The organism is Desulfosarcina sp., from assembly GCF_041551955.1.
GTDB lineage: Bacteria > Desulfobacterota > Desulfobacteria > Desulfobacterales > Desulfosarcinaceae > Desulfosarcina.
Map to the genome: position 1 here is coordinate 1 of NZ_JBFELV010000013.1, position 14,895 is coordinate 14,895.

Annotated in this window: 10 protein-coding genes and 2 pseudogenes; 9 read left to right on the forward strand and 3 right to left on the reverse strand. The window is 57.8% G+C overall.

Features of this window, described 5'->3' with window-relative positions; genetic code table 11:
• Positions 1-12: 12 nt before the first annotated feature.
• From ABYV26_RS02040 to ABYV26_RS02050, 3 genes are all read left to right on the forward strand, one after another.
• Entirely contained in the window at positions 13-177 is a 165-nt protein-coding gene (locus ABYV26_RS02040) for an archease (RefSeq protein ID WP_372677732.1), read from the forward strand.
• An 87-nt stretch (positions 178-264) separates the two neighbouring features.
• A complete protein-coding gene (locus ABYV26_RS02045; protein WP_372677690.1) occupies positions 265-1,698 on the forward strand; it encodes an RtcB family protein in 1,434 nt (477 codons plus the stop codon).
• 248 nt (positions 1,699-1,946) lie between these two features.
• Positions 1,947-2,918: an undecaprenyl-diphosphate phosphatase gene (locus tag ABYV26_RS02050; RefSeq protein WP_372677692.1), complete on the forward strand. Its 972-nt coding sequence runs from the start codon at positions 1,947-1,949 to the stop codon at positions 2,916-2,918.
• Between the two features lie 216 nt (positions 2,919-3,134).
• Here ABYV26_RS02050 and ilvD read toward each other — a convergent pair whose 3' ends face one another.
• The 3 genes from ilvD to ilvB all read right to left on the reverse strand — a co-directional run bounded on the left by ilvD (position 3,135) and on the right by ilvB (position 7,175).
• On the reverse strand, positions 3,135-4,814 hold the full coding sequence (gene ilvD, locus ABYV26_RS02055) for a dihydroxy-acid dehydratase (RefSeq protein WP_372677694.1): 1,680 nt from the start codon (positions 4,812-4,814) through the stop codon (positions 3,135-3,137).
• Between the two features lie 109 nt (positions 4,815-4,923).
• On the reverse strand, positions 4,924-5,412 hold the full coding sequence (ilvN, locus tag ABYV26_RS02060) for an acetolactate synthase small subunit (RefSeq protein ID WP_372677696.1): 489 nt from the start codon (positions 5,410-5,412) through the stop codon (positions 4,924-4,926).
• Positions 5,413-5,450: 38 nt separating this feature from the next.
• Positions 5,451-7,175 (reverse strand): biosynthetic-type acetolactate synthase large subunit, encoded by a 1,725-nt coding sequence (gene ilvB / locus ABYV26_RS02065; protein WP_372677698.1) that lies wholly within the window; start codon positions 7,173-7,175, stop codon positions 5,451-5,453.
• Between the two features lie 324 nt (positions 7,176-7,499).
• Here ilvB and leuC point away from each other — a divergent pair, with 324 nt between their 5' ends.
• The 6 genes and pseudogenes from leuC to ABYV26_RS02095 all read left to right on the forward strand — a co-directional run bounded on the left by leuC (position 7,500) and on the right by ABYV26_RS02095 (position 14,880).
• A complete protein-coding gene (gene leuC / locus ABYV26_RS02070; protein ID WP_372677700.1) occupies positions 7,500-8,903 on the forward strand; it encodes a 3-isopropylmalate dehydratase large subunit in 1,404 nt (467 codons plus the stop codon).
• 264 nt (positions 8,904-9,167) lie between these two features.
• Positions 9,168-9,809 (forward strand): 3-isopropylmalate dehydratase small subunit, encoded by a 642-nt coding sequence (gene leuD / locus ABYV26_RS02075; RefSeq protein WP_372677702.1) that lies wholly within the window; start codon positions 9,168-9,170, stop codon positions 9,807-9,809.
• Positions 9,810-9,836: 27 nt separating this feature from the next.
• Positions 9,837-11,111 (forward strand): annotated as a pseudogene (locus ABYV26_RS02080) (malic enzyme-like NAD(P)-binding protein); the annotation flags it as partial.
• 18 nt (positions 11,112-11,129) lie between these two features.
• Positions 11,130-12,104: pseudogene (locus ABYV26_RS02085) on the forward strand (phosphate acyltransferase); the annotation flags it as partial.
• 207 nt (positions 12,105-12,311) lie between these two features.
• A complete protein-coding gene (locus ABYV26_RS02090; protein ID WP_372677704.1) occupies positions 12,312-12,920 on the forward strand; it encodes a hypothetical protein in 609 nt (202 codons plus the stop codon).
• Between the two features lie 361 nt (positions 12,921-13,281).
• Positions 13,282-14,880 carry a hypothetical protein gene (locus ABYV26_RS02095; RefSeq protein ID WP_372677706.1) on the forward strand — a complete coding sequence of 533 codons (1,599 nt, stop codon included), beginning with the start codon at positions 13,282-13,284 and terminating at the stop codon, positions 14,878-14,880.
• The last annotated feature ends 15 nt before the right edge of the window (positions 14,881-14,895 follow it).

Genomic DNA, 14,895 nt, shown 5'->3' on the forward strand with positions numbered 1-14,895 from the left:
AAAGATATCGAGATGGTTCTCATCTCTGACACCAGCGTCTCCGCCAGGGTATCTACCGACCGCTATCAGCCCGGTCGCCATGAGATTCTTCACGAAATCAAGGCGGTGACGTATCATCAAATCGAGGTCAGCCGGACGACAAACGGCTGGCAAGCCATGGTGGTGTTCGATGTTTAGGTAACTGAAGTGGCATCTTGTGGCCCAAGGCTGTGTGCTCACGTTGTCGCTTGCGTACATAGATGTGTACCTCTCCGGGAGGTCGATATGGAATTAAAAAAAATCAGCCCCTATTGTTACGAAATACCTAAATCCGGATCGATGAACGTGCCCGGCCGAATCTTCATGAGCAGCCGAATGGCCGACAAATTGCGTGAAGAGGAAGCCCTTAAACAGGTGGCCAACGTGGCTTCGCTGCCCGGCATTCTCAAGGCTGCCATGGCTATGCCCGACATGCACTGGGGATACGGTTTTCCCATCGGCGGCGTGGCCGCCTTCGACTGGGACAGCGGCGTCATCTCACCGGGCGGCGTGGGATACGACATCAACTGCGGCGTGCGCCTGGCCGGCACCGGCCTGGAGGAAAAAGAGGTCCGCCCCGCATTGGAGCGGCTGGTGGAAGCCCTGTTCCAGAACATCCCGTCGGGCGTGGGCTCCACCGGGTCGGTCAAGCTGTCCGCCAAAGAGGAGATGAAGGTGCTGCGTGAAGGTGGTCGCTGGGCGGTTCGTCACGGCTTCGGCGAAGGGTCGGACGTGGAGCGTACAGAAGACGGCGGCTGTATGGACCAGGCCGATCCATCCGTGATCAGTGAACGGGCCCTGGCGCGAGGCGCCAAACAACTGGGCACCTTAGGGTCGGGCAACCATTTTCTGGAAGTCGGCGTGGTCGATGAAATTTTCGATGAGGCGGCGGCCCATACCTTCGGCCTGTTCCACAATCAAGTGACGGTACTGCTGCACTCGGGCTCCCGTGGTCTGGGTTACCAGGTCTGCGATGACTCGCTGGCCTTCATGGCCAAACACGTCAAAACGCTGGGCATTCAACTGCCCGACCGCCAGCTGGCCTGTGCCATGATCCGATCAGAGGCCGGCCGTCGCTACTTTGCCGCCATGGCCTGCGCGGCCAACTACGCCTGGGCCAACCGCCAGATCCTCTTGCACCGGGCCAGGGAAACCTTCCAGCAGGTGCTGGGCATCGGCCCGCGGGAACTGGCCATGCACCAGGTGTACGACATCTGCCACAACATCGCCAAACGGGAGGAACACACGGTAGACGGCCAGTTGCGGACGGTCTGCGTGCACCGCAAAGGGGCCACCCGGGCCTTTCCCCCGGGTCACCCGGACATTTGCCAGGCCTACCGGCAGATCGGTCAGCCGATCCTGATTCCCGGCGACATGGGCACCGCATCCTATGTCATGGCCGGTACCCAAACTGCCATGGACCAGAGTTTCGGATCCACCTGCCACGGTGCCGGACGGGTGCTCAGCCGCACGGCCGCCAAAAAGCGGAGCAAGGGGCGGTCCATTCAGCGCGAACTGGCCGACAAGGGCATCCTGGTCAAGTGGACCGGCCGCAGCACCCTGGCCGAAGAGATGCCCGACGCCTACAAGGACATCGATGAGGTGGTCGACGCCGTCCACGGGGCGGGGCTTTCTAAAAAAGTGGCCAGGTTGAGGCCAATTTGTGTAATCAAGGGTTGACGGCATCGTAAAAAGCCCGATATCTGCGTTATGCTTCATCCCTCGTCACTGCGGCGTACCGTCAGTACGCCTCATTCCTCGTTCTTCGCAAGCCTTGATCTAAGGCTTTTTACGATGCCGTCGGAAATGCGATTTTTTTACGAAGGCATCAGGGGGTGATGCTGCACAAGAATTAGGGACCAAACCGGCATCACCCAACTGCACGGCGGCGCTGTCGAAAAGGAACGGAAATGCGCGTGGGAAAATCGATGTGGATCACACTGACGGGAATTGTCCTCTTGCTGTTCGCCTGGACTGCCGGCGCAACCATTGGTGATCGAAACCTGTCCACAACCGTTGCCGGACAGGACACACCGGCAATGACGGTCGGTCAAGCGATAATCCTGGGCGTGGTCGAAGGCCTGACCGAATATCTGCCGGTCAGTTCGACCGGCCACTTGCTTCTGGCAGGGCGGATGATGGGCATTGGTGAATCCCCATCCGCATCGTCGGCGGAGAGGCAACGCACCAGAGACGCGGCCGATGCCTACACCATCTGTATTCAGGCAGGCGCCATTATTGCCGTCCTGGGGCTCTATTTCAGACGTGTCAGACAAATGCTGCAAGGCCTGCTGGGAAGGGATCCGAACGGAAGCCGGCTGCTGGCCAATGTGGCGGCCGGCTTTATCCCCGCAGCCGTCATCGGTCTGCTGTTCAACAAAAGCATCAAAGCCTACCTCTTCGGGATATGGCCGGTGGTGGCCGCCTGGTTCGTGGGCGGCGTAGCCATCCTGGCGGTGGGTTGGTACAAGCGCAACACCCGCGGGCCGGTTCATCAAGGTCTGGTACTTGAGGAATTGACCTGGCGCATGGCGCTGGTGGTCGGTTTTGCCCAGTGTATCGCCATGTGGCCGGGGGTCAGCCGCAGCCTGGTGACCATCGTGGGCGGGTTGGTTATGGGGCTGTCGCTCTCGGCTGCCGTGGAGTATAGTTTCCTGCTGGGCGTGGTCACCCTGGGGGCGGCAACAGCCTATGACGCCCTTAAGTATGGTCAGATGATGTTGCAGACTTTCGAGGCCATACCCATCGCCATCGGCCTGCTGTTTGCCTTTATTTCAGCTGTTGTATCGGTCAAGTGGATGGTGGCCTATCTGAATCGCCATGGACTGGCTGTTTTCGGCTACTACCGAATCGCGATAGCGCTAGTCACAGCCGCCTTGATCGTGACCGGGATCATGTGACCCTTGTTCTTGAGTAGGGAGCCTGTTTAAAACATCTTATCGCCATGGCCGTGCGCTTCCAGAAAGGGTCGATTTTGGTCCTGGCAAAGGCCGCAGCGATGCTTGAACCGAAGGCGTAGCGGCGCTACGTCGAGGATAGCGCTGAAGCTTCACTGCGTGCTAAGCTGAGTGAGAACGCCGGCCAGGGCCGAAAGATGCCGTTTCTGGAAGGGCACATTATGCGTCGGTGACACACCCTTCCGACGCCGAGCGAACGGTTTTGATGTATTTGAAAAGGATCCCGCGGGAGACTTTGTAGGGCGGCGCCGTCCAGCGCTTGCGCCGGCGCGACATCTCCGCAGGGTCGATGTCGACGTCGATGGTGTGGGTTGCCGTGTCAATGGTAATGGTGTCGCCGGTTTGAACCAGGGCAAGGGGACCGCCTTCCTGGGCTTCGGGGGTGATATGCCCCACGATGAACCCGTGGGAACCGCCCGAAAAGCGGCCGTCGGTGATCAGGGCCACCTCTTTTCCGAGACCGGCCCCCATGATCGCCGAGGTGGGGGTCAGCATCTCGGGCATGCCCGGGCCGCCTTTGGGGCCTTCATAGCGGATCACCACCACATCGCCTTTGACGATCCGCCCCGCTTCCAGAGCCGTCAGCATCGCCTCTTCGGAATCGAACACATTGGCCCGTCCGCTGAAAGCGACGCCTTCCTTTCCGGTGATTTTGGCCACCGCACCGTCTGGAGCCAGGTTGCCCCGCAGGATCTGGATGTGACCGGTGGGGTGGATGGGATCTTCCAGGGGGCGCACGATTCGCTGGCCCGGCTCGAATCCGTCCACATCCTTCAGGTTCTCGGCCACGGTCCGGCCGGTGACGGTCAGGCAGCGGCCGTCGATCAGCCCCTTGTCTAGCAGGACCTTCATCAGTGCCGGGATGCCGCCGATACGGTCCAGGTCCTCCTGGACGTATTTGCCGCTGGGCTTCATGTCCGCCAGCAGCGGCACCCGGTCGCTCACCCGCTGAAAATCATCGATGGACAAGGGAATGTCCACGGCCCGCGCCATGGCAATCAGGTGCAGCACCGCATTGGTCGACCCGCCCAGGACCGTCAGGACGACCAGCGCATTTTCAAAGGCCTCCCGGGTCATGATATCCCGCGGTTTGATGTCCGCTTTCAGCAGGTGCAGGATCGCCTCACCCGCCCGGCGGCACTCATCTTTTTTCTGGTCGGACTCGGCCGGCCGGCTGGCGCTGAAGGGCAGCGACATGCCCATGGCTTCGATGGCGGACGCCATGGTGTTGGCGGTGTACATGCCGCCGCAGGCCCCGGCACCCGGGCAGCTCTTCTTGACAATCGCCTGACGGCGCTGTTCATCGATGGTGCCGGCCATATATTCACCGTAGCTTTGAAAGGCCGAGACGATATCCAGCTTGTCGCCATCCAGCAGACCGGCCCGAATGGTGCCCCCGTATACCATCAGCGCAGGTCGGTTCACCCGGGCCATGGCGATCAGGCAGCCGGGCATATTCTTGTCGCATCCCGGCAGGGAGATGTTGGCGTCATACCACTGGGCGCGCATCACCGTCTCGATGGAGTCGGCAATCAGGTCCCGGGACGGCAGGGAGTAGCTCATGCCCTCGGTACCCATGGAAATGCCGTCGCTGACCCCGACGGTGTTGAAGCGAAGACCGACCAGGCCGGCCGCCTCCACTCCCTCCTTCACCCTGGCGGCCAGGTCATTCAGATGCATATTGCAGGTGTTGCCTTCGTACCAAACGCTGCTGATACCTACCTGGGCTTTTTTCATATCTGCATCGCTCATCCCGATGCCATACAGCATCGCCTGGGATGCACCCTGGGATTTGGGCTCGGTGATCCGCGAACTATATTTGTTCAATTTCTCAGTCATGACTGCTCCTTTTATGGCGATGCGTCCACTGCTCTTATGGCCCCCCGACTCCAAAGTCTCCAAGGAGATACACTTGGATCCTTGAACCCTCGACCCCTTGAATCTTTTTTTACTTTTCCATCGCCGTAAACCCCGACCTCGCCACTTCGACGATTCTGTCAGCTCCGACATCCTGTAAAAATTCATCGATAGAAAGAGATGTGCCGGTGACCTGGACGATGAACAGTTCATGATTCTGGCGATCGAGGATTTCAAATGAGTACGTTCTTTTCAACACTTCCATCCGATCCTCATCGGCTTCAAATTTGACGATGGCCACCTCCCGCCAGAAGCTTTCATCCACATCCAGCTCTCTGGCGGAAATCACCTCGGTGCTTTTCTCGATCTGCTTGATGACCTGACGCATTTTTTCGTCACTGTCTTCTCGCAGCGTGATGGTCATACGGCTGGTGCCGGGCTGGTTGGTCTTGCATACCGTCAGGGTTTCGACGTTGTACATTTTGCGGCGGATCAGCATGGCGATTTTGTTGAGCACGCCCGGCCGGTCCAGCATAAAAGCCAGAATGGCCCGCCTCTTCATGAGGGCAGTGGTTGTCATCAGATCCTCCCAATATAAGGATGCGCTGAAAGGGTTGTTTAATCTATGGAGACGATCATCTCTTTATAACCGCCGCCGGCCGGTACCATGGGCAGAATGATCTCGCTGGGGTCACATATAAACTCCAGCATAAACGGCCCTTTGTGGTCGGCCGCCGTTTGAATCGCATCGTCCACCTGGTCCAGACTGGAAACCTTCAAGTAGGGGATCCCGTAGGCACCGGCGATGGCGCCGTAATCAGGGTTTTTCATGGGTGTACCGGCATAACGGCCGTCGTAAAACAAGGTCTGCCATTGGCGGACCATTCCCAGGTATCCGTTATTCATGAGCACAATCTTGACATCGATATCATGCTCCATGATCGTTCCCAGTTCCTGGATGTTCATCTGGAACCCGCCATCGCCGCTCACCGACCAAACCCGTTCATCCGGCCTGGCCAGCTTCACGCCGATGGACATGGGCAGGGCGCATCCCATGGTTCCGGCACCGCCGGAGGTAAACCAGCTGTTGAGGGTCTGAAAGTTGTAAAAACGGGCCAGAATCATTTGGTGCTGCCCCACGTCACCCACAATGATGTCCTTTCCCTGGGTCAGGCGGGACAACCGGCTGGTAATGGTCTTTACCAACAATTGCCCCTCACGGCCGATTCCCGCATCGATCTCTTTTTGAATCTGGTCGGCAATTTCCAGGCGAAAGGCATCGATTTGAGATAGCCACCGGGTCCTCGGCTTAGAGACCAGGGCAGGGTCCCGGTGCAGAAGATTGAGCGCCTGGGCCACGTCTGTATTGAGGGCCACGGATGTCTTCACATTCTTGTCGATCTCGGAAGGATCGATCTCCACATGGATCACCGCTGCTTCACGGGCGAAATCTTTCAGGTTGCCGGTCACCCGGTCATCGAACCGCATGCCCAATGAAATGATCAGATCGGCATTCATCAGGGCACGGTTGGCTTCCACAGTTCCGTGCATGCCCACCATGCCCAGGCTCATACGATGGTCCACCGGCAGCGCCGAGAGTCCGTGCAGGGTAAAGGCCACCGGAATATTTGCCCGCTCTGCAAAGGCCTGCAGTTGCGGGCCGGTATTGCTGGAAATGACGCCATGGCCGCAAAGGATGATAGGCCGCTCACTCTTGTTGATCAACCCGACGGCCTGCTTCAACTTGTCCATATCCACCGACGGTCGGTAGAAAAAACCGGGCAACTGCGGCTCACAGGAACGGGCATCAAATTCACAGACACTCTCTGTCTCCTGCAGCTGGACATCCTTGGGGATGTCGACGACCACCGGTCCGCCACGGCCGCTTGAAGCCACATACATGGCCTCATGAATCGTGGGTTCGATCTCATCCACGCTGAGCGGCATATAGGTCTGTTTGGTCAGCGGCATCATCACCCCGACCACATCGCTCTCCTGGAACGCATCGGTTGCGATGACCCCGGTGGGGACCTGGCCGGTGATGGCCAGCACCGGCACCGAGTCCATGTTGGCATCGGCGATGCCGGTGACCAGGTTCATGGCACCGGGACCGGAGGTCGCCATGCAGACACCGGTCCGTGGATGCGATGTGGACAGGGAGGCGCGCGATATGCCCTGGGCCATGAAGGCAGCCCCCTGCTCATGCCGCGACATGATGAATGACAATGATTTTTGTTTTTCCATTTCGTCGAAGATGGGCATGATGGCACCGCCGGTGTAGCCAAAAATAAATTTCACGCCATTGTCGATCAAGGCTTTAAGGACCAGTTCCGTGCCTTTCATAGGTGCATTTCCCTTCTGTGTGATGACCAGGCAGTTCCCGCGGGTGCCGGGTTGAGGTGCGGGGTATGAATGCAATGTTCGTTTGGGTTCGGCCATCGCGCCAATCATGCACGCCGCCCAGAGGCCAGTCGTCCATCGATCGATCGCCCGCCGTATCCAGGAAAAATAACCTGTCTTTGTAAAAAGGCAAGTAATTGGGCGTTCCATTGCCTTGACTTTCAACGGCCATGGGGCCATTTTAATAGATTGAAGACCTCGATTGAAGGGATCAGAGCCCCAAAAAGCATGTAAAAAAAACACCCCTTACAACAGAAAGATCATCCCATGGGAAAAACATTGTTCGAAAAAATATGGGCACCCCACGTGGTGCGAGAACTGCCGGATGGCTCTTGCTTGCTCTACATCGATCGCCACCTGGTGCACGAGGTGACCAGCCCCCAGGCATTTGAAGGCTTGCGGCAGGCCGGTCGAAAGATTCGGCAGCCGAGCCTGACCTTTTCGACCATGGATCACAACGTGCCCACCACCGAGGACCGCCTGGTAATCAAGGACCCCATTTCCAAAGCCCAAGTGGATGCCCTGCAGCAAAATTGCGCAGACTACGGTGTCACGCTGTTCGGGTTGGGCGATGATCATCAGGGTATCGTACATGTCATCGGTCCGGAGATGGGGATTACCCTGCCGGGCCTGACCATCGTATGCGGTGATTCCCACACGTCCACCCACGGCGCCTTCGGCGCGCTGGCCTTCGGCATCGGCACCTCCGAGGTGGAGCACGTCCTGATCACCCAGACACTGGTGCAGAAAAAACCCCGCTCCTATTACGTGGAATTTACCGGCCGTCCCGGACCGCATATCTCGTCCAAAGATATGGTGCTTAAAATGATCGGCATCATGGGTACCGCCGGCGGCTCAGGGCATGTGCTGGAGTATGGCGGTGAGGCGGTCCGTGCCCTCTCCATGGAAGGACGCATGACCATGTGCAACATGAGCATCGAAGCCGGTGCTCGCGCCGGTATGATCGCCCCCGATGACACCACTATCGGTTATATCACTGGCCGGGAGCGCCCCTATGCACCCACCGGCGAGGCCCTGGACAAGGCATTGGCCCACTGGCGCAGCCTGCCCAGTGATGCGGATGCGACGTTCGACCAAACCCTGACCATCGACACCAGCCGTATCGCACCCCAGGTCACCTGGGGGACCAACCCCGGCATGGTGGTGGATGTGGACCAGCCGGTACCCTCGCCTGACAACGCCAGGGGCTACAGCCCGTCGGATGTAAATAACGCCCTGGACTACATGGGGCTATCACCCGGAGTAAAGCTCACCGACGTGCCCCTGGATGTTGTCTTTATCGGCAGTTGCACCAATTCCCGCATCGAAGATCTACGGCAGGCGGCCGCCATTTTGGATGGACGCAAGAAAGCGCAAAACGTGGAACTGCTGGTGGTTCCCGGGTCCCAACAGGTGCGCCTGCAGGCCGAGGCCGAAGGATTGGACCGCATATTCAAGGCTGCCGGCGGGCAGTGGCGCTATGCCGGATGCAGCATGTGCCTGGGCATGAACCCCGATCAACTGAAGCCCAAACAGCGCTGCGCCTCCACCTCCAACCGCAACTTTGAAGGCCGTCAGGGCAAAGGCGGACGCACCCATCTGGTCAGCCCTGAAATGGCGGCAGCCGCAGCGGTCGCCGGAAGGTTCGTCGACATTCGCCGATGGCAGTGAGGCGGACTCGAATGATTCTTCCCTCAAGGATCACGACCCAAGGCGTGACTGAGCGCTGAAGGATTCGAGGAGCCAGGGGTTCAAGTGAAAGGGCCAGGATTATATAGCACCATGTGGCCGGCGGAATTCTTTTAGGTTTAATTTGGACTTCCAAATCGACCCTATGGTTTTCAGGAAACAGACACTTGACCCCTGGAATCCTCGACCCCTTGAACCCGTTGTTTAAAACTTCTAAAGACAAACAGATCATTTTAAGGAAATCCCATGACCCCCTTTACCCAACACACCGGCCTCGTGGCCACGCTGAACCGGGCCAATGTAGATACCGACGCCATCATTCCCAAGCAGTTTTTAAAATCGATCAAACGGACCGGCTACGGACCGAGTGCCTTTTTTGACTGGCGTTATCTGCCCGATGGCAAGCTGAATATGGACTTCGAACTCAATCAGCCGCGCTTCGAAGGGCGCTCCATTTTGGTGACGCGCAACAACTTCGGCTGCGGTTCCAGCCGTGAGCATGCCGTCTGGGCCCTCGTCCAGGACGGGTACCGGGTCGTCGTCGCCCCCTGGAAAGTGGTGGACGGAAAACGGCTGCCCGCTTTTGCCGATATTTTTAAAAATAACACCACCAAAAATGGCATGCTGGCCATCGAATTGTCGGAAGCGGATGTGGATGAAATATTCCACATGCTGACCGTACATACCGGATTGACGGCAACCGCGGACCTGCCCGCCCAGCGAATCGTCTTTCATGCACCGTCACCACGCGTATTCACTTTTGAAATTGACAACGCGGCCAAGGAGCAGTTGCTAAACGGGCTGGACAATATTGACCTGACCCTGCAATATGAGGCCGATATCACCCGGTTTGAAGCACAGTACGATCCGATGATGCCGCTTCGCTGACCGCGCCGCGGGCCAAGGAGGCTATGAATGTCGACCTACGATGAAGCGTCCCTGCGCTATCACCGCGAACCCCGTCCGGGGAAAACCGAAGTGGTCCCCACCAAGCCTTTTTTCAGCCAAACCGACCTCAGCCTGGCTTATACCCCTGGTGTGGCGGCGCCCTGCCTGAAGATCAAGGACAACCCGGACACGTCCTACGACTATACCAACCGGGGGAATCTGATTGCAGTGATCACCAACGGCACGGCCGTGCTGGGATTAGGCCATATCGGCCCCCTGGCCGGCAAACCGGTCATGGAGGGCAAGGCCGTCCTGTTCAAACGGTTTGCCAACATCGATGTGTTCGACATCGAAGTGAATACCACCGATCCGGATGACTTCATCCACACCGTCAAGTTGATGGAGCCCACCTTCGGCGGCATTAATTTGGAAGACATCAAGGCGCCGGACTGTTTTTACATCGAAGAACAACTGAATGCGCAGATGTCCATCCCGGTGTTTCACGACGACCAGCACGGTACGGCCATCATTTCAGCAGCAGCCATGTTGAATGCCCTGACGCTGACCGATCGGGACATAAAAGACCTGCGGGTGGTCATCAACGGGGCTGGGGCGGCAGGGATCGCCTGCGGCAAACTGTACGTCCAACTGGGGGTCGCCCCGGGCAACCTGGTCATGCTGGATTCCGGCGGGGTGATATTTCAGGGACGCACGGCCGGCATGAACCCTTACAAAATGAAAATGGCCTGTGACACGGACGCGCGAACCCTGGCGGACGCGGTAGCGGGTGCAGACATGCTCGTGGGGTTGTCGGTCAAAGACGCCTTCTCCCCGGAATTGCTGCAACGGATGAACCCGAATCCCATCGTCTTTGCCCTGGCCAACCCGGATTCGGAAATCGACTACCATGAGGCCAAGGCGGCACGGCCGGACGCCATCGTCGCCACCGGCCGTTCTGATTTTCCCAACCAGGTCAACAACGTGCTGGGATTCCCCTATATTTTTCGTGGTGCATTGGACGTGCGGGCCACTGAAATCAACGAAGCCATGAAAATCGCCGCCGTCCATGCCCTCGCCGAACTGGCCCGCGAGGATGTGCCCGACGCCGTGATCCGCGCCTATGGCGGCAAGCCCATCCGGTTCGGCCCCGACTACATCGTTCCCAAACCGCTGGATACCCGCGTCCTGCTCAAGGTGGTGCCGGCCGTGGCCCAGGCGGCGGTGGACAGCGGCGTCGCCCGTACATCGCTTCCCGAGCAGGCGGTCTATCTGCAGCGTTTGGAGGCCAGTCTGGGACCCGAACGGGAAATCATGCGCAAGATCATCTTTCGGGCGCAACTGAATCCGCGGCGGATCGTGCTGCCCGAGGGGGAACACCCCGTGATCATCCGGGCCGCCCATCACGTGGCCAAGGAGGGTATTGCCCGCCCACTGCTGCTGGGGGATCCGGCAGCCATACGTTCCCAAGCCGAATCGCTTCACGTGGCTTTAGACGGTATCGAGATCCTGAATCTCCGCCGCAACCCCCATATGGCTGCATTTACCGATGCGCTCTATCGCCTGCGTCGTCGCAAAGGCTGGTCCCTGGCCGAAACCCAGTCGCAATTGAACCATCCTTATGTTTTTGGGGCCATGCTGGTACGGGAGGGCCTGGTGGACGGGCAAGTTCATGGAATCGCCCAGTCCTACCCCAATGCCATCCGGCCGGTGCTTCAGGTGATTCCCCGACGTCCGGGCGTAGCGCGTGTTTCCGGGCTATACCTGGTAATTCTGAAAAATCGCACCCTGCTTTTCGCCGATGCGACGGTCAATGTCCACCCGGATGCATCGGATTTGGCGGAAACCGCCATTCTGGCCGGTGAGATGGCTGAGTTTTTCGATATGGTGCCACGGGTGGCCATGCTCTCCTACTCGAATTTCGGCAGTGTGCGCAATGAAGATACACGCAGGGTCGCTCGAGCCGTTGATCGGGTGAGAGAGAAAAAACCCGACCTGGTGATTGACGGTGAGATGCAGGCCGATACGGCAGTCACAGCAAGTATCCTTGACAGTGATTTTGCGTTCAACCGCATGGGACGGGCCGCCAATGTCCTGATATTTCCGGACCTGGCATCGGGCAACATTGCCTACAAACTGATGAACCGGCTAGGCGGGGCCAAGGTGGTGGGACCTCTGCTGATGGGCATCGATCGACCGTTTAACGTGCTGCAGCGCAATTCGGAGGTGGAGAGCGTGGTGGACTTGATCGCCATCACGGTGGTGCAGGCCCAAGCGGGTAAAGGCGAAGCGACCTAACGGTTGCTCATTCACAATGGGTTGCTTTGCGCGATCTCAGCGTTGCGCGAAAATTTTATCCTAAGGATCTCAGCTATATGCACCCAAAGGACACTTCTTTCAAGGCGCCTCGGGTAAAATTTTTCGCACCCCTTGGTCTCGACCAGAATACCTGATTTCTGGTCGGAAACTAATTGGCTCCAATAGGGAAATGTTCCCCAAACGCCCATGAAAAAGCCAAAATCCTATATCAAGACCCTTGACCGGATCAAGGTATCCAACCTCGCCGGGCGTTTGATTCGGGATATTGAGCGGATCATCCCGCCTGACACGGCGCAATTCCATGAAGCAGTAATCATCGCCGGCTCGCCTGAAGCCACCCAGTCCCTGCACTACCTTCCCTTCAATCGGCAAGTCCATGCTGAGGGAGATGTGACCACCACGTTGTCCCTGGTCGTCCTTTTTAACAATCTGCGCATGGAACGGTTTTTTCTTAGCGGATTCCGAGAGCGGATCAGCCGGCTGGTCTTCAAATTCTCATTTAACGTCATGGACCGGTTCATCAGGGCCATTCGCCTGGATCATCGCCTGTTGCGCATCATGGCAACAGCGGACGGTGAGTTCAGCATCATGGGCATCGTTCAACGGGACGAAATCCAGCGAAAACGCTTTTTCAAACGGCGCTGCCGATTTCTATGCCCCCTGTTGCTGATTCCGATCGCCGACCCCGCCAGCCAGGACTATCTGATCGAATTTGAACGGCGCCAGACCATCGCAAAGATTAAAATCCCGCTGGTTCCCGTTTACCGCAATGGCCCACCCCCTGCCCACGAGTGAACCACGTGCACGCCCAGGCCAACGTTGGGAAAATAATTTCTCAATCCTGGGGAACAGATAGGAGTAAAAGGAAATAGTTTGCCCCCCCCCTGCCGTATTCGATCCCTGGTAGATGCATGTCAAGCACCCCATGCGGGAAAAATCCTCAGCCGAATCATTGCGCCAGATTTTCGACGATAGGCAACAATATTAACGTCAAAAGGGATTCGGCAGGCATCGACGAAAGGGGTCGATACGCCTTGGCGACTGAAAAAAGAGCCACTGATCTTGCAAAAACCGTCAATGTTAAGAGACCGGCACGAATATTGTATATCGAAGGACGGGTGCTTCCACTTGGTATGGGAATGAAATGGAGAACAAGGTGTCAGCCCGGACAGACGTATACATGGCCCAGAACGCTAAACCACTGTATTCCGATAAAGAGACGCTGGATCCAGCTGGCGCAGCCTGGTTGTCCGGAGAAGAGGTGATCGAGCAAACCGGTATCTCCAAGAGGGACCTGATCCGTTTCATTCAATTGAGGGTGTTGCCCAAATCGATGATGCGGGTCTCACCCGTCGGTCGCGACGGCGCCCGGAAAAAAAGTTACTTTTCAAGGTCCGTGCTAGGGCACGTCGCCATGCTGAAGCTACTCAGAGACGAAGGCCATTCCGTAGAGACCATTGCTGCTGAATTGCGGGAAGCGGCGGAAGGCGAACCATTAACCCAGGAGCAACCACTGCCGAAGCTGCAGCACGATGCGCCTTCAAGGGAAAAAGAACCCCAGAAAGCCACATTAGCGGACTTTCGCCTGCCCGCCGACACCTTCGCGGCCTCCGCATTTCTGGTCAACGCCGATTTTCGCATCGGCTGGATCAACGTGGATCAGAGCGATCGGCTGTCCAGAGCCATCAGGAATGAATTAAGCGACGATCCATCTGGAACGGTTTTCGACATCATGCTGCGTGCCTCTCTGAAAGAATTGGTTTTCAATTGGCAGCCCCTGTTTTCCTTTATCTATCGATTCTTGCAGGAGACCACGCCAACGGACACCTTCAGCAGGCTGGCGCCGACGGTTTCACTGAACCTGGAAGAAGCATATCCTGTGAACGAACCCACCTCCGATGGGGCAAAGGGCGGTCCTATCGATAGTTGCCCGATTCATCTTGAGAATGACGATGGCCGGATTAAGGATATGCGAATTTATGGGGTGGCCCTGGCGGAAGGAACACTCTTCTTTTTGGGTCAAGATCGCTGGCGGGAGGGACATCTCATCGACTCGGCTGGCGAGCCCTATCCCGCCTCGCCAACCGATGCCGATGCCGCCTCCGGAAAAACGCCCTTCAGCGTCATTTCGGCCAGGCTGGATGATTCCCGAAGCATCGTCGATACCCTACTGCCGGAAACCTATTTTCAGATCATGACCCGCATCTGGGACGAGAGCGATCGCGTTCTGGCCTCCTACGGCGGACACCGCGCCAAACGCAGCGGCACTGACGTGCAATACATCATTCCCCGGCATGGGGACACGGATCCCGCTTACGATGCCATCTGCTGTGCCGTTGAGCTCAGAGACAAGATGCGTAAAATCGAAGCAGCACTGAAAGCGGATGACGAATGGTTTGCCGATATCCGTCTGAACATCGGCATCAGCAGTGGAAGGGACCATCTCCAGGAGGAGGATCCGACCGCCAGCATGGCCTTCATGCTCCCCGGCGGGGCGGCGGACCAGGCCTTCCATCTCTCCGCCATCGCCCATGGGGGTGCCATCTGGATTACCAAATCGGCATTCAGTCATCTCACCCCGCAGCAGGTGAAACGAATCACCTTTGGCATCTATCGCGACGACCGGCTGATCCGCAATATCTTCGCGCAGGTATCAGAGCTTCCGCATGCCCCTGACACGCCGTCCCTGGGGCGGGGAATCCGGTCGCTTTCCGTCACGCGTATTATCGCCCTTCAACCCCGGCGGACGCCCTGAGCAAAATCAACTGCA

Excerpts from the sequence above, each read along its gene's own strand:
- ABYV26_RS02090 (WP_372677704.1), top strand. The coding sequence starts at position 12,312 with ATGAAAAAGCCAAAATCCTATATCAAGACCCTTGACCGGATCAAGGTA.
- leuD (WP_372677702.1), top strand. The coding sequence starts at position 9,168 with ATGACCCCCTTTACCCAACACACCGGCCTCGTGGCCACGCTGAACCGG.
- ilvB (WP_372677698.1), bottom strand. The coding sequence starts at position 7,175 with ATGAAAGGCACGGAACTGGTCCTTAAAGCCTTGATCGACAATGGCGTG.
- ABYV26_RS02045 (WP_372677690.1), top strand. The coding sequence starts at position 265 with ATGGAATTAAAAAAAATCAGCCCCTATTGTTACGAAATACCTAAATCC.
- ABYV26_RS02050 (WP_372677692.1), top strand. The coding sequence starts at position 1,947 with ATGTGGATCACACTGACGGGAATTGTCCTCTTGCTGTTCGCCTGGACT.
- ABYV26_RS02040 (WP_372677732.1), top strand. The coding sequence starts at position 13 with ATGGTTCTCATCTCTGACACCAGCGTCTCCGCCAGGGTATCTACCGAC.
- ilvN (WP_372677696.1), bottom strand. The coding sequence starts at position 5,412 with ATGACAACCACTGCCCTCATGAAGAGGCGGGCCATTCTGGCTTTTATG.
- ilvD (WP_372677694.1), bottom strand. The coding sequence starts at position 4,814 with ATGACTGAGAAATTGAACAAATATAGTTCGCGGATCACCGAGCCCAAA.
- leuC (WP_372677700.1), top strand. The coding sequence starts at position 7,500 with ATGGGAAAAACATTGTTCGAAAAAATATGGGCACCCCACGTGGTGCGA.